At 39.9% G+C, this 21,959-nt stretch carries 15 protein-coding genes and 3 pseudogenes; 15 read left to right on the top strand and 3 right to left on the bottom strand.

The window, feature by feature from the left end:
• The 9 genes and pseudogenes from ACO1D1_RS12955 to ACO1D1_RS12915 all read left to right on the top strand — a co-directional run.
• Nucleotides 1–2,201: pseudogene (locus tag ACO1D1_RS12955) on the top strand (Na+/H+ antiporter subunit A); the annotation flags it as partial.
• On the top strand, nucleotides 2,185–2,610 hold the full coding sequence (locus tag ACO1D1_RS12950) for a Na(+)/H(+) antiporter subunit B (RefSeq protein WP_149868404.1): 426 nt from the start codon (nucleotides 2,185–2,187) through the stop codon (nucleotides 2,608–2,610). The pseudogene ACO1D1_RS12955 and the gene ACO1D1_RS12950, both read left to right, overlap by 17 nt.
• Nucleotides 2,610–2,948 (top strand): Na(+)/H(+) antiporter subunit C, encoded by a 339-nt coding sequence (locus tag ACO1D1_RS12945; protein WP_149868405.1) that lies wholly within the window; start codon nucleotides 2,610–2,612, stop codon nucleotides 2,946–2,948. The genes ACO1D1_RS12950 and ACO1D1_RS12945 overlap by 1 nt, the downstream gene beginning before the upstream one ends.
• Complete coding sequence (locus tag ACO1D1_RS12940; RefSeq protein WP_149868406.1) at nucleotides 2,941–4,425, top strand: Na+/H+ antiporter subunit D; 1,485 nt, start codon at nucleotides 2,941–2,943, stop codon at nucleotides 4,423–4,425. The genes ACO1D1_RS12945 and ACO1D1_RS12940 overlap by 8 nt, the downstream gene beginning before the upstream one ends.
• A gap of 135 nt (nucleotides 4,426–4,560) precedes the next feature.
• Complete coding sequence (locus ACO1D1_RS12935; RefSeq protein ID WP_149868407.1) at nucleotides 4,561–5,037, top strand: Na+/H+ antiporter subunit E; 477 nt, start codon at nucleotides 4,561–4,563, stop codon at nucleotides 5,035–5,037.
• Nucleotides 5,037–5,321, top strand: coding sequence for a Na(+)/H(+) antiporter subunit F1 (locus ACO1D1_RS12930; RefSeq protein ID WP_149868408.1), 285 nt, complete (start codon nucleotides 5,037–5,039; stop codon nucleotides 5,319–5,321). Before ACO1D1_RS12935 ends, ACO1D1_RS12930 begins: the two co-directional genes overlap by 1 nt.
• A complete protein-coding gene (mnhG, locus tag ACO1D1_RS12925) occupies nucleotides 5,299–5,661 on the top strand; it encodes a monovalent cation/H(+) antiporter subunit G (RefSeq protein WP_423336156.1) in 363 nt (120 codons plus the stop codon). Before ACO1D1_RS12930 ends, mnhG begins: the two co-directional genes overlap by 23 nt.
• Nucleotides 5,662–5,866: 205 nt before the next feature.
• Nucleotides 5,867–7,234, top strand: coding sequence for a dipeptidase (locus tag ACO1D1_RS12920; RefSeq protein WP_149868410.1), 1,368 nt, complete (start codon nucleotides 5,867–5,869; stop codon nucleotides 7,232–7,234).
• Nucleotides 7,235–7,530: 296 nt separating this feature from the next.
• Nucleotides 7,531–12,357, top strand: coding sequence for a S8 family serine peptidase (locus ACO1D1_RS12915; protein ID WP_423336155.1), 4,827 nt, complete (start codon nucleotides 7,531–7,533; stop codon nucleotides 12,355–12,357).
• Nucleotides 12,358–12,449: 92 nt separating this feature from the next.
• On the opposite strand, the gene ACO1D1_RS12910 is transcribed toward ACO1D1_RS12915, so the two are convergent.
• Nucleotides 12,450–14,219 carry a PhoX family protein gene (locus tag ACO1D1_RS12910; RefSeq protein WP_423336154.1) on the bottom strand — a complete coding sequence of 590 codons (1,770 nt, stop codon included), beginning with the start codon at nucleotides 14,217–14,219 and terminating at the stop codon, nucleotides 12,450–12,452.
• A 342-nt stretch (nucleotides 14,220–14,561) separates the two neighbouring features.
• On the opposite strand from ACO1D1_RS12910, the gene ACO1D1_RS12905 reads away from it, so the two are divergent.
• On the top strand, nucleotides 14,562–15,656 hold the full coding sequence (locus ACO1D1_RS12905; protein ID WP_423336153.1) for a tartrate dehydrogenase: 1,095 nt from the start codon (nucleotides 14,562–14,564) through the stop codon (nucleotides 15,654–15,656).
• A 75-nt stretch (nucleotides 15,657–15,731) separates the two neighbouring features.
• Here the strand turns inward: ACO1D1_RS12905 and ACO1D1_RS12900 are convergent, their stop codons facing one another.
• Entirely contained in the window at nucleotides 15,732–15,941 is a 210-nt protein-coding gene (locus tag ACO1D1_RS12900; RefSeq protein ID WP_423336152.1) for a hypothetical protein, read from the bottom strand.
• A 204-nt stretch (nucleotides 15,942–16,145) separates the two neighbouring features.
• Between ACO1D1_RS12900 and ACO1D1_RS12895 the strand changes: the two genes are divergently transcribed.
• The 4 genes from ACO1D1_RS12895 to ACO1D1_RS12880 all read left to right on the top strand — a co-directional run bounded on the left by ACO1D1_RS12895 (nucleotide 16,146) and on the right by ACO1D1_RS12880 (nucleotide 19,592).
• Complete coding sequence (locus ACO1D1_RS12895) at nucleotides 16,146–16,640, top strand: DUF1456 family protein (RefSeq protein WP_423336151.1); 495 nt, start codon at nucleotides 16,146–16,148, stop codon at nucleotides 16,638–16,640.
• A 29-nt stretch (nucleotides 16,641–16,669) separates the two neighbouring features.
• Nucleotides 16,670–17,377, top strand: a complete 708-nt coding sequence (locus ACO1D1_RS12890) for a M48 family metallopeptidase (protein ID WP_423336150.1) — start codon at nucleotides 16,670–16,672, stop codon at nucleotides 17,375–17,377.
• 172 nt (nucleotides 17,378–17,549) lie between these two features.
• Nucleotides 17,550–18,005: a MarR family winged helix-turn-helix transcriptional regulator gene (locus tag ACO1D1_RS12885; RefSeq protein ID WP_423336157.1), complete on the top strand. Its 456-nt coding sequence runs from the start codon at nucleotides 17,550–17,552 to the stop codon at nucleotides 18,003–18,005.
• Between the two features lie 132 nt (nucleotides 18,006–18,137).
• A complete protein-coding gene (locus ACO1D1_RS12880; RefSeq protein ID WP_423336149.1) occupies nucleotides 18,138–19,592 on the top strand; it encodes a DHA2 family efflux MFS transporter permease subunit in 1,455 nt (484 codons plus the stop codon).
• Between the two features lie 83 nt (nucleotides 19,593–19,675).
• Here the strand turns inward: ACO1D1_RS12880 and ACO1D1_RS12875 are convergent.
• Nucleotides 19,676–19,837 (bottom strand): annotated as a pseudogene (locus ACO1D1_RS12875) (CBS domain-containing protein); the annotation flags it as partial.
• Between the two features lie 430 nt (nucleotides 19,838–20,267).
• Between ACO1D1_RS12875 and ACO1D1_RS12870 the strand changes: the two are divergent.
• Nucleotides 20,268–21,669 (top strand): annotated as a pseudogene (locus tag ACO1D1_RS12870) (purine-cytosine permease family protein).
• Nucleotides 21,670–21,959 lie beyond the last annotated feature (290 nt).

Genomic DNA, 21,959 nt, shown 5'->3' with positions numbered 1-21,959 from the left:
CGACGTATGTTGATGGGTTAAGTCTTGTTTTTGGACTATTAATTGCAGGAATTGGCGCACTTGGTCATCCTCTATTCCATTTACTATATGTCAAAGCATCGCGAAGCACTTCATAATTTTTATGTGTATTTGCTGTTGTTTATGGGAGCGATGCTTGGTCTAGTCTTTTCTGATAATATTTTTGTTCTCTATGTTTTCTGGGAAACGACCAGTGTATCGTCTTTCTTATTAATTGCCTACTGGTATGAAGCGTGAAAAATCTCGGTATGGTGCTCAAAAATCGCTCTTGATTACCATATTTGGCGGGCTTGCGATGCTAGCAGGTTTCATTATGCTTTCATTGATGACGGATACGAATAGTATTCGTGAAATGATCCGTAATACAGTCGGGATTCCATCCCATTCATTGTTTATTCCAGCGATGATTTTAGTGTTAATCGGAAGCATTTACAAAGTCAGCGCAGTTTCCATTCAGTATATGGTTACCGGATGCGATGGAGGCACCTACTCCAATTAGCGCTTATTTACATTCGGCCACAATGGTGAAAGCAGGTATCTATTTAGTTGCCCGTTTTACCCCGATTTTCGGTGGTACAGCTGAATGGTTTTGGCTGGTATCCGGAGTAGGAATCATAACTTTATTATATGGATCCGTGAATGCAGTGAGGCAAACAGATTTAAAGGCGTTGCTGGCCTATTCAACCATTAGCCAATTAGGATTAATTATGAGCCTTCTTGGATTAGGTTCTGCTGCATTGTATTACGGGATTGGAAATGATTCCTCCGTATATGCTGTAGCAATATTTGCGGCCATATTCCACTTGGTCAATCATTCTACATTTAAAGGCTGTCTGTTTATGGTAGTTGGGATTATTGACCATGAGACGGGAACGCGTGATATACGGAGGCTGGGGGGATTGATGCATCTGATGCCAATAACCTTTACCCTTACTGTGATCGGCAGTTTTGCCATGGCAGGTCTTCCTCCATTTAATGGCTTTTTAAGCAAGGAGATGTTTTTCACAGCGGTAGTAAATGCTTCGAACATGACTGTGTTTAATGCTGACCATATTGGACTTGCGATACCAATAATTGCCTGGGTTGCGAGTGTGTTTACGTTTGTATATAGCATGGTTCTTGTATTTAAAACATTTAGAGGGAAAAATAAGCCTGAAAAACTAGGTAAGGTTGTGCATGAGCCGCCGATCGGGATGTTGGTTTCCCCGTTTGTTCTCGGTTCTCTTGTCATTATTATATTCTTTTTTCCAAATGTACTGTCAAAATATCTTTTAAAACCGGCTTGGTATGCTGTATTGCCAACGCTTGCTAATGCAGGGGAACTGAAAGTGAAAATAAGTCCCTGGCACGGGTGGAATACGGAGCTGTTTATGACCATTGGAGTCATCATCATTGGCACTTTGTTGTACATTTATTTAAGAAAATGGTATCGAGTATATCGTTTCTATCCAGAAAATCTAACGTTAAATAATCTATATAATTTCAGTTTAGAAAGAATGGAGAATATATCGGGATCACTAACAAATAAATATATGACGGGGTTTATCCGCGATTATTTAGTATATATATTTGCGTTTATCATAGTTGTTGTTGGCGGTGCGATGTGGTTATTTGATGGATTTTCGTTTGACCCCTCTAATGATGCACCAGTTAATCTTTTTGAAACGGGGTTAGTGGTTGCGATGGTCATTGCTGCTTTAACCGTTCTCGTTTCAAAAAACAGGCTGACCGCCATCGTTGCTGTTGGGGCACTGGGCTTTCTTGTTTCTTTTTTCTTCGTTCTATTTCGAGCGCCTGATTTGGCCCTTACCCAATTGGTTGTAGAGACGGTTACAACGGCCCTTTTCTTGTTGTGTTTCTATCATTTGCCGCAGTTGCGGAAGGAAATCAGTCGTGTACGGTTTAAAGCAGTCAATGCGCTCATCTCCATCGGTGTTGGTGTGGCCGTTACCATCATTGCTTTATCTGCAAATGGAAATCGGTTATTTGAATCCATTTCAGGCTTTTATGAAAACTCTTATGAACTAGCAGGTGCAAAAAATATCGTAAATGCCATCCTTGTTGATTTTCGTGGGATTGATACCATGCTGGAGATTCTTGTATTAACTATTGCCGGTCTAGGTGTATATTCATTAATCAAGCTTAGATTACCAGGGAGGGATAAAAATGAAGGAGCCGAATGATGTTATCATACGCAGCGTTACAAAAGTTGCAGTCGTGATCATTTTTACCTTAGCCATTAATCTTTTTGTTTCCGGCCATCATCACCCCGGCGGTGGATTTATCGGCGGTCTGGTATTTACATCAGCCTTAATACTGTTGTTTCTTACATTTGATATCGAATCAGTTAGAAATCATATTCCAGTCGATTTTAAAGTAGTGGCTGCTGTAGGTGTGTTGATTGCGGTTCTGACGGGAGTCGGTGCGATGCTTTTTGATGCCCCGTTTTTATCACAGGCATATGGGTACTTCGTACTTCCGATATTTGGTGAAACCGAGCTGGCCACAGCGGTGATTTTTGATGTTGGGGTAGCATTGGCGGTAATTGGAACCTCCATCACCATAATAATGAGCATAGGTGATGATCGATAATGGAAACGTTAATGTCTATCCTTGTTGGAATATTATTTGCCATTGGTATTTATTTGATTTTGACGAAAAGCCTGTTAAGAATAATTTTAGGAACATCGATTTTGGGGCATGGTGTAAATTTACTGATTATCACGATGGGAGGGTTAAAGAGGGGAGGACCTCCACTGCTCGGAATAAAGAATTTAACCTATGCTGATTCATTACCACAAGCCCTTTTATTAACAGCCATCGTGATAAATTTTGCCACTACAGCTCTTTTTTTAGTGCTGAGTTATCGTGCTTATAAAGTGTTGGGCACGGATGATACGGAGCAAATGAGAGGTATTGAGAATGAATAATTTGGTCATTTTACCTATCATTATCCCAATTATAGTGGGAATGATGATGGTTATCTTTAGAAAAAAAATAATATTACAGAGGTTTCTAAGCGTATTTGCTACAATCGCAATCAGCATATCGACCATTTCATTAATGATTCAAATTGAGAAAAGTGGAATTCAAACGCTTCAATTAGGCGGCTGGGAAGCCCCTTTTGGAGTTAGTATGGTGGCTGATATGTTTTCTGCTTTACTGATCCTTGTAACGAGTATTGTTTCGTTATGCTGCTTGCTGTATGCTTTTCACTCTATTGGACATGAGAGAGAATCTTATTACTTTTACCCACTATTCATGTTTCTGATTACTGGGGTAATTGGCTCATTTCTGACTGGTGATGTCTTCAATTTATTTGTTTGCTTCGAGGTAATGCTAGTCTCCTCCTATGTGTTGATTTCTTTAGGAGGGACAGGGATTCAGCTTAGGGAGTCTATTAAATATATATTGATTAATATTATCTCTTCCTTTCTATTTCTTGTTGCCATTGCATTTCTTTATGCCATGACCGGCACCTTGAATTTTGCCCATTTATCAGTTCGTATCACGGAGGTTGGACAAGATGGGCTAATGACGACGGTTGCTATTTTATTTTTAATTGTGTTTAGTTTGAAGGCAGGTTTATTTCTCTTCTTTTGGCTGCCGGGATCGTACAGTGCTCCTCCGACAGCTATTTCTGCCATTTTTGCTGCATTATTAACAAAGGTAGGGATTTATGCAATTATCAGGGTTTTCACCCTTGTCTTCTACCATGAACCAGAGGTTACGCATTTATTAATAGGTATTTTGGCTGCAGTAACGATGGTTTTAGGAGCAATTGGTGCCGTCGCTTTTTGGGATATTAAAAGAATTCTAACCTATAACGTTATTGTAGGTGTGGGATTTATTTTAGCCGGTGTGGCCTCTTTTACAACTGAAGGGATAACGGGATCTATCTACTATTTAATTCACGATATGATTGTGAAGGCACTGATTTTCCTCTTAGGGGGAACAATTATACACCTTACTGGTACAAGTAAGCTAAAAGAATTCAGCGGGCTTATTCGATTACACCCGGGATTAGGCTGGATGTTTTTTATAGCGGCATTATCACTGTCAGGCATTCCGCCGTTAAGCGGCTTTCTGGGAAAAATTTTCATAACAGAGGGAACTTTTGAGGCCGGCTACTTTTGGCTAGGGGGAATTGGGCTTATTACCAGCCTTATGGTCCTGTATTCGATAATGAAAATCTTTATGAATGGATTCTGGGGGTATACAGACTTACCAGGGGAGAACGGGACAACGAAGGGGTTATTGTTACCAATAGGAATCCTTACCATGTTAACGTTAGCGCTCGGATTAGGTGCAGAAGGAATTCACGATTACGTTAATTTTGCGGTTGAAGGTTTAATGAATCCGAGCATGTATATTGAGGCAGTTTTGGGCAGTAATCCAGGACAATAGATCAAACTGTTATTCTTGGCCGATAGGAAAGTATAACTTTCCCATCAGGCATAAGTGCAACTACGCCTCTGTCTTCGCCCTAACGGGCTCGCCAATCGGCGAGTTTTCTTTAATATAAGGAAAGGGGTGGTACCAATGCCCATGCAAGTATTAGTAAATTTATTGATCGGTTTAATTTGGATGTTTCTTCAGGATGATTGGAGCGGATTAACATTCTTGAGTGGTTACTTATTTGGTTTGTTGGTGCTTTTAATATTGCGAAGGTATCTTCCTACAAAGTTTTATTTGGTTACATTACTTGCCATCGTTCAACTTTTTTTCTTGTTTCTTTATGAATTGTTTACATCATGTATATTGGTGATTCGCCAAATTCTTCGTCCTAAGATCAATATTACACCAGGGATTTTTACTTTGGAAACGGAGCTAGAAGGAGATTTAGAAGTCACGTTACTAGCATTACTGCTTACGTTAACCCCAGGGTCTGTTGTAGTAGAGATCTCTTCAAACAGCAAGAAGTTTTATATACACGCGATGGATATTCCGGAATCGAGTGACGCTGTTCTGTTATCTAAAAATAAATTTGAAAAGGCTATAAAGAAGGTGACACGTTAATGATACAAGGAATATTAATTTTTTCATTAATTTTTCTTAGTTTTGCTATTTTCGCAACCATTTATCGGCTGGTGATGGGACCTACTGCTCCTGATAGGGTTCAGGCGCTCGATGCATTAGGGATTAATTTAATCTCAGGGGTCGCCATTTTTTCTGTTTTGCTAAGACATACAGGTTTTTTTGAAGTTATATTATTAATTGGAATACTTTCCTTTATCGGGACAATTGCCTTTGCAAGGTATATGGAAAGAGGTGTGGTCATTGAGCGCAAACAATCCGATTGATCTGATTGCCGTTCTTTTAATATTGTGTGGTACCATTTTTAGTTTTTTGAGTGCAATCGGCTTAATACGTCTCCCTGATATTTATACCCGTGCACATGCGCTTTCCAAAGGATCCACGATGGGTGTTCTATTTACACTTGTGGGAACCTTCCTTTTCTTCATAATTGAAGGACATTTCAGTATCCGGTTGTTTCTTGGAATATTCTTTGTATTTCTCACCGCACCTGTTGCCGCTCATGTCATTGTCCGGGCTGCATACCGTTCAAAAGTTGAGCTTGCAAAAGTAAGTGTACAAGATGATTTGAAAGAAGTCATAGGGAAGGAATTAGGAGAATCGTAAGGAGCTTGTATTAAATAAAATCACCGAGTGGTTTCTTGCCTAGAAATTACGCCCATTCCAACAAATGGGCTTTTTGTTGTGCTGAAGAATAGATGTGAAGGAGAAAGGTACCATATACTCTCTTCTTATTTTCCGCGTCGATTGTAGGTTTTCTCCAATTTTTTGTATAAAATAGAATAGAAAATAAAATAGAAAAGGTGATAAAATGAGCCAATTATCTGATTTTTTATCTAAACAACATCATGAGAATGTTGAGGAATTAAAAGAACTACTCCGGATTCCCAGTATTAGTTCCTTATCCGAACATAAAGAGGACATACAAAAAGCGGCTTCATGGATTGCGACTAAATTAGAAAACATTGGTATGGAACATGTTGAAATTATCCAGACAAAGGGTCATCCGATTATTTATGCGGACTGGCTTCATCAGGAAAACGCACCAACAGTTTTAGTATACGGCCATTATGACGTACAGCCCGTTGACCCTATTCAATTATGGGAAACGCCTCCTTTTGAACCAACAATCCGTGATGAAAAGATCTTTGCCAGAGGGGCAACCGACGACAAAGGGCAGACATTCTTACATATTAAAGCAGTGGAAACACTATTGAAAATAGAAGGAAAATTACCGGTAAACGTAAAATTTTGCATCGAAGGTGAAGAAGAAATTGGAAGCCCGCATCTTACGCCATTTTTAACTGATAACCAAGAAAAATTAGCCTGTGATGTGGTTGTGATTTCTGATTCAGATATGTGGGATCGAGGTGTTCCCGCCATTACCTATTCCTTAAGAGGTCTGTGTGCACTGGAATTTTCTCTAAAAACCGCAAATTCTGATTTGCATTCGGGCATGTTCGGCGGGGGAGTTCAAAATGCTAATCATCTATTGATACAGCTGCTTTCTACTCTTCATGATTCAACTGGTAAAGTAAATGTTGACCATTTTTATGATGATGTCGTTGAACTGACAGAATTTGAAAAGGAACAAATTAAAGCATTGGGTTTCGATGAAGAAAAACTGAAGAAATCGTTAGGGTTAACAGATTTTACGGGAGGGGAAAGCAATTATCCTTATCCTGAGAGAATCAGTTCCCGGCCAACATTAGAAATAAACGGCCTATGGGGCGGATTTCAGGGGGAAGGGACTAAAACCGTCATCCCGAACGAGGCACATGCCAAAATCACCTGCCGTCTAGTCCATAATCAAAATCCTGAAAAGATACAGGAATTGATCAAAAAACACCTGGAAGAACATACACCAAAAGGATGCACGGTAAAAGTGTCTCTTGGCGATACGGGTAATCCTTTTTTAACACCAATCGACAGTCCGATGATCCAAAAAGCGGCCGAAGCTTACCAAAACGTATATGGGAAAGCACCTGTTTACAAAAGAGAAGGCGGCTCCATTCCGATTGTATCGGATTTCAGTCATTCATTAAATGCTCCTGTTGTCTTAATGGGATTCGGTTTGCCAGATGAAAATCTTCATGCACCGAATGAACATTTCAACTTAGAAAACTTTGACAAAGGCATCTTAACGATTTGCTCCTTTTTAGAGTTGATTGAGAAATAAAATTGTAATCAGACATAAAGCCCTTTCCACGGAATAGGGCTTTTATGTTTTCAGTCGACAAAATTCAAAAAGTATCAGGGCGGACCTGTCACTTCTTTAGTCCTAATAATTTCAGAAAATTTGGTAAAATCACCCTATAGTTATCTGGTGCGATTATTACTAGAATTATAGATATCCAGATTTATACAGGGGTACCCACATGTCTTTATCATACTGTTTTTTACCCGCTTAGCTCCATCTCACCATACCATCCAGGAATTTTCACATACATACAAAAATAAATAGGGAGTGAAAGAATGAGAAGAACCAAACGATTTTGTGTAAACGCATTTATGCTTTTAACTGCGTTGGTAATGACCTTAAGCTTGGCCCTGCCGGTGAATTCACTTGCAAGTAGTGTAATCCCGGCGGATACGAGCTCCACAAAGGGCGAAGTCATCGATGCGAAACTAGTAAAAAAATTTGAGGAGGATGAATTCGCAAGATTCATTGTAATCCTGCGCGACCAGGCTGATACGGAGAAAATTGCCTTATCTGCCAAGCAAACCTCCGCAAAGAAGAGTACTTCTCAGAAGGAAACGGAGGCCAATGTCCAGAAGGCTGTTGTACAAGCCCTGCAGGACAAGGCCAAACTCACACAAAAGGGGATTACTCTCCTGCTAAAGGAGGAAAAGGCTTCCGGAAAAATAAAAGAGATTCATAACTTTTTTATTATTAATGGTATGGCCGTAACAGGTACGAAGGAGGCTGTAACGAAGCTTGCAGCGCTGCCTGAGGTAAAGTCAATCCTCCTTGATGAAAAACAAACACTTGAACCGATCAAAAAGGAGGAGCCGTCTGCAACGCCTAAAGCAGATGAAAACAACCCTGTCGAATGGAATATTGACCATGTTGGTGCCCCTGAAGTTTGGGCACGAGGAATAACCGGCGCTGGGGCGGTTGTGGCAAATATCGATAGTGGTGTAGCAGTCAATCACCCGGCCTTAAAAGCCAAGTATCGCGGATATGACCCGAATAATCCAGACAAACTAACACACACGTTCAACTGGTATGATGCGATTTACAAAATTGGCAGCCCGGTTGACTCTGACGGGCACGGCACACATACGATGGGAACAATGGTTGGGCAGGAGCCTGATGGGCAAAATCAAATTGGTATCGCACCAGGTGCAAAATGGATCGCCGCAAGGGCCTTTGCTAATAATGAAAGCTATGATTCTTATATCATCCAAGCAGCTGAATGGGTGTTAGCACCGACCGATGAAAAGGGAGTTCCACACCCTGAAATGGCGCCGGATGTAGTTAATAATTCATGGGGAGGACGGCCGATTAATAACGATTGGTTCAGACCGCTTGTTCAGGCGTGGCGTTCTGTTGGAATCTTCCCGGTTTTCTCGGTTGGGAATACCGATCTTTTTAATCCAGTTGCACTGCCGGGAACTGCAAGTTCACCAGCGAATTATCCGGAGTCATTTGCCGTTGGAGCAACGACGAAGACAGATGAGTTGGCAAGCTTCTCCTTAAGGGGACCATCAGAAAGAGGGGATGTGAAGCCTGACATTTCTGCACCGGGAGTTGGTGTCCGTTCAGCATTGCCGGGTGCGACTTGGAATACATTTGAATATGGAAGTTATAACGGTACTTCGATGGCGGCTCCGCATATTGCCGCTGCAGCGCTATTATTAAAACAAGCGGATCCAGCATTGTCACTTACACAAATTGAGGATATTTTAAAACTAACGTCTACAACCAAAACAGATGAAAATTATCCAGAAGCCCCGAATAATGGCTATGGCTATGGAATTGTAAATATAAATGCAGCGGTACAGGCCGTTGAACAAGGAATTGGAAAAATAAAGGGTCAGGTCGTTGGTCCGGGTAATGATAATGAAGTACCGACGTATGTTCAGGACACTCGTCGGGTGGTCTACGAAGGACTGAATGCACCATTTTCCATCCAAGCTATGGACAATAGCAGTGTGAATAAGGTTACCCTTCATGTCCGTTATGAAGATGCGAACGAAGCAGCATTTAATACCGAACGATATGCAGGGGACCATCGAAATGGATTATATGAAGCAATCATTCCAGGCGAAGCTATAAAAGGCAGCACACTTACCTATTGGTGGACGATCCAAGACTTTTCAGGTAATGAGGTAAAGACAGAGGAAGCACGGGTTTCCGTTAGGGATGGGATACGAGCAGGCTATGTTGAGGATTTCGAAAGCATTCCTGAGGGCTGGTACTCTTATGGCATCAATAACTCATGGGAATGGGGCGTTCCAACCTACGGTCCAAAGACCGCTCCGCCTTCCGGCAAAAATGTCATGGCTACTAATTTACGCGGTCAGACTGAAATGTTCTCCAATATGACGCTTGTGATGCCGCCTGTCATTGTAGAAGGGGAAACACAGCTTCAATTTAAGCAGTGGTATAGCATGGGCTACTGGGATTTTGGAACAGTTCTTGTGTCTGTTGACGGAAAGAAATGGGAGCAGCTATACCAAATTACGAGAACAAACCAAAACTGGCATGAGGTCGGTATTGATTTATCGAAATATGATGGTAAAAAGATCACGATTGCATTTAACCTTCAAACAGATGATGGGAAGTATCCAGGCTGGTACTTGGACGATATGCAAATTAAAGGCAGTGCACCGGCGGGTGAAGCAGAAAATGTAATCCATAAAGAAATTAAGTTAACGAGTGAAGCATTTGTCAATCAAGCCTATCCTTTAATGGACTTTCATAATGAAAGTAAGGCATCAGAAAAGGCAGCGCTATTACCAGTTGACGCAACGATTAAGGTCTTAGAAACTGAATGGACGACAGAGTCAAATCCGCAAAACGGTGAGTTTGTGATTCATCATCCGCCAGGAGAGTACACGGTTGACGTGAAAGCCTATGGGTACAAGCCTCAGACCCAGAAAGTAACCGTTTCAAGTAAGGGTGAGGTCACGCCGAAAGTCACGCTCGAGCCGTTACCAAAGCAAACGGTTTCAGGTACGGTTACAGATACATCCGGAAATGCATTAAAGGATGCGACGATTCTTCTGTTAGAGGATGAAAAAGCTGAGCCCGGTCATTCAAGTGAAAATGGGGATTATCAGCTAAAAGCCTATGAGGGTACCTATACTGTTAAGGTATTTGCTAAGGGCTACTACAGCAAAACCTACACAATGGATGTGGAGCCGGGTAAAAATCTTAAACGTGATATTCAATTAAGTCCCTTTGTTAATAAGGAATCAGGTGAAATCAAATATGATAATGGCAGTTACAATAAGAACCTTGTCATGGGCAATGCCGGAAGCGGCTTTGCGGTGAAAATGTCGTTAAAAGACGGCGAAACCTCTGCAATGCTAAAAGGGGCGAAGCTGCAATTCTGGGCTGGACATATCCCTGTACCGGGCGGAGAGGACATTCTTATTTCCGTATATGATGCAAAGGGTAAGAATGGTGCACCGGGAAACAAGCTCGCAGGACCAATAAAAGCGAAGGCTGAGCGCAATTTATCCAAATGGACAGAGGTGGATCTCTCCAGCCTGGGTCTGGTTGTTAAGGATGATTTTTATATCGCCTATTTACAGGCCGACGACTATCCATACGTGCCAGGGTTTGTCTCTGATGGGGATAAGAAGAACTGGGCCGCACGAAGCTGGGATTATTTAGGCGGACAATGGTTCAAAGCCGACCAGAGTGTTGGAAACTATATGATTCGCGCTGTTGTCGATTACGGTGCTCAAGAGCCATTCCAGTATGCTAAGGCGATTGTAAAAAATTCAGAAACAAGCGGGAATGCACCGTTTGAAATCAAGGCTGAGGTTTGGCAGGGATCAGAAGACGTTGAATCAGTCGATTATCAGCTTTCTTCAAAATCAGACCCTGATGCGGCCGGTTCTTGGAATAATGTGAATCTTCCATCTTACGGCGGTGCATTTACAACCACAGTTACTGATGTGGGGACATGGTATTTGCATGTAAAGGTTAAGGACAAGGCCGGAAATGAAGAAATTTCTTCATTTGGTCCATTTGAAGTAAATGAGGCAGCTACAACTGATTTGGAAGTGACTCCGGCTTCCCTTGATTTGATGGTTGGCGCAACAAAGAAACTAACGGTAAAATCAATCAAAACACAAGGTGACAAGGTAACGGAAACAGATGTCACTGAGCTAGCGGCCTATAGCGGCTTTGATACAAAGGTCATTAAGGTCGAGAGGGGACAGGTAACAGCCCTTGGTGCTGGTACGACGAGCATGACGATTACCTTTGGTGAGCATTCCAAGACGGTAGCGGTTAAGGTCGAACCAGAAACAAGCACCAAACTTTCGGTTAGTCCAACATCACTTGAATTGAAAAAGGGCAAGGCATCTCAAATTACGGTAAAATCCGTTGAAACAATAGGCGACAAGTCAACCGAAACTGATGTGACGACTCTAGCTAGCTACAGTGGTTATAACTCGAAAATAGTAAAGGTTGAAAAAGGAACTGTCACCGCATTAGAACCTGGATCGACCTCCATTACCATCACATATGGAGCAGATAAGGCAACTGTGTTGGTGGTAGTCGGGGCTGATCAACATGGCTGGAAAATGGAAAACGGAAAATGGTATTACTATGATGCAAAGGGAAATCCGGTAACCGGCTGGTTATCTGAAGGTGGAAAATGGTACTACATGAATGAAAAAGGCATCATGCAGACCGGATGGCAATATGTTGGAGGCATCTGGTATTTTCTTGCATCTAGCGGAGCAATGCAAACAGGCTGGCTGAACAGCGGAGGAACTTGGTACTATCTCGCAAAGAGCGGAGCAATGCAAACAGGCTGGTTGAACAGCGGAGGAACTTGGTACTATCTTGCAAAGAGCGGAGCAATGCAAACAGGCTGGTTGAACAGCGGAGGAACTTGGTACTATCTTGCAAAGAGCGGGGCGATGCAAACAGGCTGGCTAAACAACGGGGGCACTTGGTACTATCTTGCAAAGAGTGGAGCGATGCAAACGGGCTGGCTCCTTGATGGCTCTAGCTGGTACTATCTCAAAACCTCCGGTGCAATGGTAACTGGCTGGCTTACAATAAATGAAAAACGCTACTTCTTTAACCAAGCCGGCAAGTGGGTAAAATAGAATAAGTGAGGCATGGGGATGTATCCCATGCCTCGTTTTTTTCTTCATAAAAAACCGCAGGAGGATTCCCTGCGGTTAAAGAGTTCAGTTGATTATTTACCAGTGTTGAGTGAGGTCATATCAATATAACCAATGTTACCAGGATTTTGTGAACCAACCATCAAATAAGATTTACCATTTAAATCATCAATTGCTTGAACTCCAGTGACTTCCCCTCCATCTGGAGCTGAAATAATCCGGGAAAGTTTCTTTGTATCTACGTTATAAGCCCATCCAAAGTTATTGACATGTCTGTCGCTATCTTCAGCGATGAATAACGTTCTATATTTTTCAGAGAAAGCAATATTGTCAGGGTTAGCAATTTTTTCAAGGTTAGATTTGTTTCCATCCTTATCAGGAGCAGGAAGGTCTTCACCTGTTAGCACTGCTGACATGTCCGTTACGACATAATCACTACTAATTTTTTTGCCATCACGATCTTTTTGTCCCTTTGCTAAATTCATTTCATAAATTGCACCAGAACTTAATTTTGGTAATTGAATATCATCTACAGGATCACTAGAATTTTTAGTCATCCCTTTTTCAACATAGGACATGGTCATATAGACTTTATTGTCGGCTTTGTTTAATGTGAGAGTTTCCATTTTATTGAACTCGGAAGTTGCTCCCATAATAGCGCCATAACGGCGGGATTCCAAGAACGCAGCAGCTTTCTCCATACCTGGTTTCACTTTCAGCCATTCAGTGGTCTTGCCGCCATTGGAATTTGTCTTTATTTCTTTAAACCCATTTGCATTGCCATATGCTGCATCGGTTGTTGTTTCAAAAATATCGCTGAATTTAGTGTTTTCAGCTAATTCCTTGACTTCTGCATCTGTGGCATGTCCCAATTTAATCCATTCGATATCAGCTGCTCCGCCATTTTTGTCGCTTGTTTGTTTCCATTTTGCTGCATACAAGGTACCAGCAGATAAATTGTTTGCTTTGTCTGCAACATACATGAAGGACATTGTGTAGCTGCCGTCGTCACCAAAGTAAGCTGTACGATTATCTGGTGCTACGGTAACATTTTCAAAGGATAAGCGTCCCATGCTGTAGTGTTTAACAGCTTCTGCTTCACCATTTGAGTGAACCTTTACTTCTGTCGTATGACCATATAGGTATGGATTTCCAACAGCATTAGGGTCTTGATAATAATTCTTTGCAAATGCTGTTACACTGGAAGTTGATGGATTTGCTTCAAATGCACGGGCATCCGGCTCATACTCTTCACTGCCTAAGTGGGTATTCCAAGGAGATAAGACACCTGCACAAGGGGTCCAAATACCACCATCTGCTGAAAAATCAATCGGATTGATATCCGTAATTTTCAGTTCACCCGTTTTCTTATCTTGTACTACTGTATTTATATACAATGGTTTTGGCATATTTCCGTAACCTTTATCCGGGATACTTTCGAAGTGATTGACCATATATAATTTTCCACTTTTTCCGTTCACGCTAAGAAGTGAATTCGCGTCAGGTGCTGTAGAAACAAATGGCTTTCCATCTTTATCTTTGATGATATTCCCATTCACATCATAAGCAGCGCCGACAACTTTTCCGTTAATGACTTCGCCTGGGCGGGCCAATGATTTATATTCTAGAGGGACAGTCTTTTGAGAACCATCGTTTAATGTAACAAGGGCTGATGCTTCACTATACATAGAGGAACGTTTCGCATCCGTATCAGGAACCCCCATCCCCACAAATTCCACCGATTTTACCGGAACTGGCTTATAAGGGTTAGCGTGGACATTTACGGCAGACGGGAAGAGGATTGCAGCACTTAATAATGGTACGATTACCTTGCTCTTTTTCATTAAATAGAACCTCCTAATAGTTTGAAAGTTTTTCATACTACTTAATGATAGCCCGGGAGTATTAAGAGAATATTCAAGTAGTGTAAAAAAGAAATAAAGATTTCTAGTAAATAAGTAGCACCCTTTATCCTTCTGTTTTCTAGGACCAAAATCCTTATTAACAGAAATGGGGAACATTCACGATACAAAAGGGAACGTAAAAAACTCACCTTATGTCCGAAAAGATGAAAGGTGAGTTTTTTGAATAAATATATGGCAGTTCGTAGGTTATAATGAATATAAATTACTAACAATTATACAGCCTGATCTATTAGAATGTAACAAAACGAGGAGGAGTTTAGGATGAAAAGATTGAAGATTGCAAACATACCAGGGGATGGGATTGGTAGAGAGGTGGTTCCAGCAGCAACCGATGTCTTAAGAACGATTTCAGAAATCCATGGAGGATTAAAATTTGAATTTACGGAGTTTCCATGGAGTTGCGAGTACTATCTGGAGCATGAAGAAATGATGCCAAAGGATGGGCTTGAGCAGTTAAAGGATTTTGATAGCATTTTTTTGGGGGCAGTTGGAAACTTAAATCTTGTTCCTGATCATGTATCCTTATGGGGGCTCTTAATAAAAATTCGCCGTGAGTTTGAACAGGTGATTAATATTCGCCCGGCTAAAGTATTTAAAGGTGTAAAATCGCCACTGCTGAACCCTAAAGATTTTGATTTAATCGTGGTACGGGAGAATAGTGAAGGTGAATATAGCACGATAGGTGGAAATATCTATCAAGGTGAAGATGAACTGTCCATACAAAATGCGGTTTTTTCAAGGAAAGGAACCGAAAGAGCCATGAGGTATGCTTTTGAATTGGCAGCTAAGCGCAAAAAACATGTGACAAGTGCCACCAAGTCAAACGGAATTGTCTATTCCATGCCTTTCTGGGACCGTGTGTTTAAAGATGTTGCACACGATTATCCACATATTACTGCGGATTCGCAGCATATTGACGCTTTATCGGCATTCTTTGTTACTCATCCTGAAAGATTTGATGTCATTGTAGCAAGCAATCTATTTGGTGATATCCTGACAGATATAGGTGCAGCCATCATGGGCAGTATTGGAATCGCGCCATCAGGAAATATAAATGTAAATGGAAAGTATCCATCTATGTTTGAGCCCGTTCACGGATCTGCACCAGACATTGTAGGAAAAGGGATTGCAAATCCAATCGGTCAAATTTGGACAGCAAAAATGATGCTGGACCACTTTGGGGAAGAGGAACTTGGAAGTACATTATTAAATGTTATCGAAAGTGTAACAAGAGATGGGTTCTTAACACCGGATATTGGCGGTCGTTATTCAACCAGAGAAGTGACGGAAGAGATTATTAACAGATTGAAAATCTCCGATAAAAAGGGAGATATCAAGAGCACAACAGTATCTTAATATAGAAAGAAGTTAGATAGGTACATATAGAAGGTTTAGCCCCCTCGGTAACAGGGGACTAAACTTTTTCTATTTTTAACTATCCTTTTGAGGATTATTTTCCTTTTTCATTAACTGTAGCACAAGGTCCTTTGGGCTCCAGCAGTTAAATTTATAGTTCGTTTTTGTTTCGTAGCCTAAGCGGTTGCAATAATATTTCATTCCTTCAGCTTTTTTCTCTGCTTTCATATGCTGGCATGTCGCACAGCAATGGAAATCTTTCATTTCTACCTGCCCCTTTTTCATAAAACCATTGTATTATAATATGAATTTCAACATATCCCTCCAATCACCTTTATTAAAAGTGAAAAAGTTTCTAATAATATGAGGTGACGAGTTGAATGTTATTGTCCATCCGGTTTCTCAAGGCAGCTGTCAATGTGTTACAATCTTAGCTAGTCAACATGATTTACGGAAGGAATTTGTTTCAACAATAGGAGGCATTTTTTGATGGATAATAACGATATATTAATTCGCTTGAGATATGCACTGGAAATAAAAAATAAAGATATGGCAGAGATATTTAAACTTGGCGGCGAGGAAGTGACAGTACCTGAAGTAATCAGGATTCTCACTAAAACAGATGAAGAAGCAGAAGATAACGATCAAATAAAATGTAATAATAGTATGTTCGATGCATTTTTAAATGGCCTTATTATTTTTAAAAGAGGGAAACAAGAACCTAAACCCGGACAGCCAGAAACACCAGAGTCGTCTTACAAGAAAAGCGCAAACGTTAATAATCTGCTGTTAAAAAAAGTAAAAATAGCGTTGGCGTTAACGACTGAGGATATGCTTGATCTATTCGAAAAAGCAGGGATTACGGTAACAAAAGGAGAACTCGGCGCATTATTAAGAAAAGAGGGCCATAAAAATTATACAGAGTGCGGAGATAAATTTGCCAGGAACTTCTTAAAAGGATTAGCAATCAAATACAGGGGATAACTGCATGAATGATTTACAGGTGATGACACATGATACATACCTACTCAGGTAAGACGATACGTTTTGAGATTAAGTACAAAAACCGAACCTCTATAGGAATTACGATAGATAGCTATGGAAATATTGAAGTCCAGGCTCCGAAAGGGACACCCGATGAAAGCGTGCTTAAGGTACTTGAGGAAAAATGGAATCTTATTCAACAAAAATTAAAAGAAATGAAAGACAGGCTGAAGGGTGCACAGGAGAAGGTCTATGAGCGTGGTGAGACATTTCTTTATTTAGGAAACGCCTATCCGATAAAAATCTTTGAAGACATAAATATTAGGAAAGACCATGTCGTGTTTGAAGGAGAAAAGCTGCATATATTTGTGAAGCAGCTTGAGGATGAAAGAATAAAACAAGCTTTAAAGCGATTTTACTATCAGCAATGTAAGTCTATAGTGGAGAAGAGTATCTATTCTTATCAAAGCAATTTTAAAACCAAACCACGTTCTATTAGTATCTCGGATAGTAAAACTACATGGGGAACCTGTGATTCAAAGCTGCAGCTAACATTCAATTGGAGGCTGGCAATGGCACCACGTGAAGTAATTGACTATGTAGTCGTTCACGAAATGTGTCATATGGTCCATCTGAATCATGATCGATCCTTCTGGCGCCTTGTTGGAAAAATAATGCCCGATTATATAGAAAAGGAAAACTGGCTGGCTTCATCAAACTGGAAAATGAATGTTTAGAATTATATACACTGAATATGTAAGACTGTAAGAAGAAATTATCTTCTTATGGTCTTTTTAAATTTGCAAATAAATAGTACTGAATTTGAGGGTGTTTCCTTTAATTAAAGTTATGGGAGGTCAACCAGATTGACATCTAAAAGCGGATTTTGTATAGTAAGTGGCGATGATGATGATTGGAGTGAATCGTTTGATTTCAAACTCTGAATTACAAAATTTAGACCTAATCGATTTAATAAGTGAGCGCCATAGTTTGGTTCGAAAAATCTCAGAGAAAGCATGGAACGATAAAAGTGAGATTTATATTTCAAATTCTGAATGGTATATCATGGCCAGGATTTATAAAAAGCGGCCGGCCATTTCGTACGTTACAAAAAATGTAGAAATTTCTCGCCAGGCGATACATAAGTTTATCAAAAATCTTTCAGCAAAAGGATTAGTGGAAATCAATAATCTAGAAAACAACAAGAAAGAGAAGTGTATCCAATTAACACCTTTTGGAGTGGAATGCTACGAAAAAAACGAGGCACTCAAGGCCCAGCTTGAGAATAATATTGCAGAAAAAATTGGTGCTGAGCAGGTAAAGATGCTTAAAGATCTATTAAAGCTAGATTGGGAAATAGAATAATAAAGACGAAGTAAAAGAGAAAACCTCATAATTGTCAATTTGGTTGACAATTATGAGGTTTTTCTTTAAACTAAGTTAGTCAACTTGGTTGACGATAGAGGGTTGGAGAAAATATTTAGTAAGGAGATTAAAATGGGTACACAAATTCAAGTGAAAAATCCTAAGATCATGGCAGCTATCTTAATGCTGGGTGCCTTTATTGGATTATTTGGGGAAACAGCATTAAATATGGCATTAACAAATGTGATGGAGCAATTTTCTATTAAAGCTCCTACGGCACAATGGCTGACAACAGGATATTTATTAACATTAGCTATTTTAGTGCCGATTTCAGCACTTTTAATGAAATGGTTTAGTACTCGCCAATTAGTTATTGGAGGAATTGTCATTTCGCTGGCAGGAGCCATTCTAGCAGCATTTTCTCCAAATTTTGCAATATTAGAAACTGGCCGTATCGTACAAGCAATGGGAACAGGTATTATTATGCCGGTTATGGTGAGTGTTCTTTTAGTTATTTTCCCTGTTCATAAACGCGGCGTAGTCATGGGAATTATGGGTCTTGTGATTACATTAGGACCTGCTTTAGGACCAACACTTTCAGGGGTCGTTATTAGTACGTTAGGCTGGCATTATATATTCTGGATTAGTGCAGCATTTTATGTTTTATTGACTCTTGCTGCTGTATTAACAATCGAAAATGTTGGGGAGATTACGAAACCTAAAATCGATGGTTTATCAATTGTTTTATCGACAGTAGGTTTTGGCGGATTAATTTATGGGCTGGCTTCAATGGCTGGAGCGCCTTTTTCAGCTCCTATCGTATGGGCACCAATACTTGTAGGAATTGTCGCCCTTGTATTATTTGGCACTCGTCAAAATACAATGGATAAGCCAATGGTTAATTTAAGTGTATTCAAGTTTCCAATGTTCACATTAGGAACAGCGATGATGTTCTTAAGTATTTTAGTCATTTTATCAACGTCTATTCTATTGCCAATGTATTTAAAAGGATCTTTATTATTTGGTGCAGCGGCAGCTGGTTTATTATTACTTCCAGGTAATGCGGTCAATGTTATTATGTCACCGATTGTTGGAACGCTGTTTGATAAAATTGGACCACGCAAATTAGTAATCGTTGGATCTATCATTGTATTGATTGGTAATGCCATTTTTGCTGCTGCTATTTCAGCCACAACACCTGCATGGCAAATCATCGTAGCATTTATGGTATTATTTTTTGGATTAACAATGGTAACTATCCCATCACAAACAAATGGACTCAATGCGTTGCCGCGTGAGTTATATGCAGATGGATCAGCCGCTATGAATACATTGAACCAGGTAGCGGGTGCAGCAGGTACAGCACTCGCCATTACTTTGCTTACAGCTGGCCAAACTAGTTTCGCAGCCGATGCCCCAGATGCCGCGCAGGGAGAAATATTAGCTGCCGGCGTAAAATATGCCTTCTACTTTGTGACAGGAATTTCAGTTCTTGCATTAATCTTCTCTATCTTTATGAAAAAACCAAGCGAAGTAAAGGTAAAATCTAAAGCCGCGGTGAAAGCAACAGAACCTGTCAGCAGGTAGTGAAAATTTGATTGATAAATCGAAGTGAGAAACTAGTAATATTAATGAAAAACCATTCGTAAACGTTAATTTATGAATGGTTTTTATTTGGCCATTTCTTTTCTTTCATTTGAAATAATCTTTTTTGAAATGCCGTCTATTATGTCACCCCTGCTTAACACCCCAATGACACGGCCAGCCCCATTCACTACAGGGAGCTTTTTGAAGCGATGCCGGGATAATAAACGGATTGTATCTTTGAATTCTTCATCAGGTGACGTTAGAGGTACTTAAAATCCCGCAGTCAGCAGAGTTACTGTTAACCAAGTTTTTAACATGTCCCACAGGGTTCCGGCAATGAAATTATTCGGATATATCTGCTAGCGTCAGCGATATTTGATTATGTAAACTGATTGTGTTATACTATTATAAGATTAATAGTTAATTATTCTGGTTTATAGATTGAATTATCCTCCAACATACCCTTGATACTTGAAATTTGCGGTTTAAACTCTCCGAAAAGTATAACTAGATCTGTTTGAAACGATCGAATGATTCTATAACAGTGATGATGAATCATAAAAAAATCCTAATGACTACATATTGATTTTTGCTGAGTTATTTTATCAATATTGTGATTTTATAAAATAGATATAACAATATGTGAAAACATTCACAAATGAAAGGAATGATTAAATGAGAACTGGTCAAAAAGCAGATCTCAAAGCAAAAGAAGAAATGCAAGATGATTATTCATATGAAAGGGTACCGACAGAAAAAAGAAATATGGGCTGGTTTAGTATTACAAATATAACGTTTGGAATTGCAACGGCTATTTTTTACTTTCAAATGGGAAGTGTAATGGCACTTCAATTTGGGGCAATTAACGCAATCATTTCAGCCATTTATGCAATCATTGTTGCCGGGATCCTAGGAACAATCATTGCCTATTTGTCGGCTAAATCTGGTATGAATGTAAATTTATTATCTAGAGGCGGTTTTGGATATATAGGCGCTTCATTAACCTCGTTCATTTATGCATCAAACTTTATCATGTATTGTGCATTTGAAGGCATGATATTAGTTGCTGCGATTCATGCATTTTTCCCCATCATACCAGTATGGCTATTAATCATCGTCTTTGGATCAATTGTTATACCCTTAAATTGGTTTGGTATAAAACAATTAGATAAATTACAAAAATGGTCATTGCCAATATTCGGTGTATTTTTAATCACCACTATTATCGTCGCATTCAATAAAACTTCTATTTACGAAGAGAAGCTTTTGGACATATTTGCCTGAGGGAGTTCAAGCAGGCGGGACAGCTTTGCTGCTCTGTATAGGAATGCAGCACGGTATAATGGGTTTAACAGCGCTTCTTGCATCCGATTACGCACGTTTCCTTAAACCGAAAGATATCAAAATTGGGTCATTTATGATCGGATTTATTCCGCAAATTTTCTGTTTTGGGGTCATGGGCGGTCTTGGTATTTGGTTTGGCGTCCGTTTAGGAGAGTCCAATCCGGGTGTTTACATTGTATCACTCCTTGGCCTCGGCGGCGTTCTGTTTACCTTGCTAACACAAATAAGAATTAATATTACCAATATATATAGTGCTTCACTTTCGCTTTCTAATTTCTTTGAGAATGTATTTAAATTTAAACCGGGCAGACGATTTTGGATTGTGGTAGCGGGTGTAATAGCCATGGCTTTGATGCTCGGCGGGATACTGGATCATTTAGATACTGCCATGACGTTCCAAGGAGTTTTCCTTTTGACTTGGGCGGCTATTTTAGTTACTGATGCCTTAGTTGTGAAAAAAATATTGAAGATCGGTCCGGGTTATTATGAGGCAAGGCAGGAGAATTTGTATAAGTGGAATCCTGTTGGGGTTGTACCTTTAATTGCAGCAAGTGTTATAGGGACAATCGCTGCATTAGGATACATGGGTATGTTCTTACAAAGCACGGCCGCCTTTTTTGCTGCAATTCTAGCTTCTATCCTTACTGTCATTTTCGCTGTTTTAACAAAAGGAAAATATTACAGTATGGGTAAAGCTGATGATATAGAGGAAGAAGAATACATCGCATCCTAATGGGTTCCAGACGTAGAACGTGAATTTATAGCTGGATGTGTATAGAAAATGTATATGAAATAGCACCGCATTTGCGGTGCTTTATGAATGTGCAATTAAATAGCCAGTTCTATTTAAAATGAGCCATTTAATATAGATTCACCATCTTTGTTTTTGTTTTATCATAAATATCCAATAAATTTCCGGTAAACTACTTTTCTACTCAAATATTCAAATCATTGCAAGCAAAATGTAGGATGCCTTTTTACCATGTTGCAAATATAAACATTAAACTTTTTAATAAAACTGAA

Origin of the sequence: Neobacillus sp. 19 (assembly GCF_049463095.1) — a bacterium.
GTDB lineage: Bacteria > Bacillota > Bacilli > Bacillales > Cytobacillaceae > Neobacillus.
Note: the sequence above shows the minus strand (reverse complement) of the source record. Positions and strands in the feature narration are given on the sequence as shown.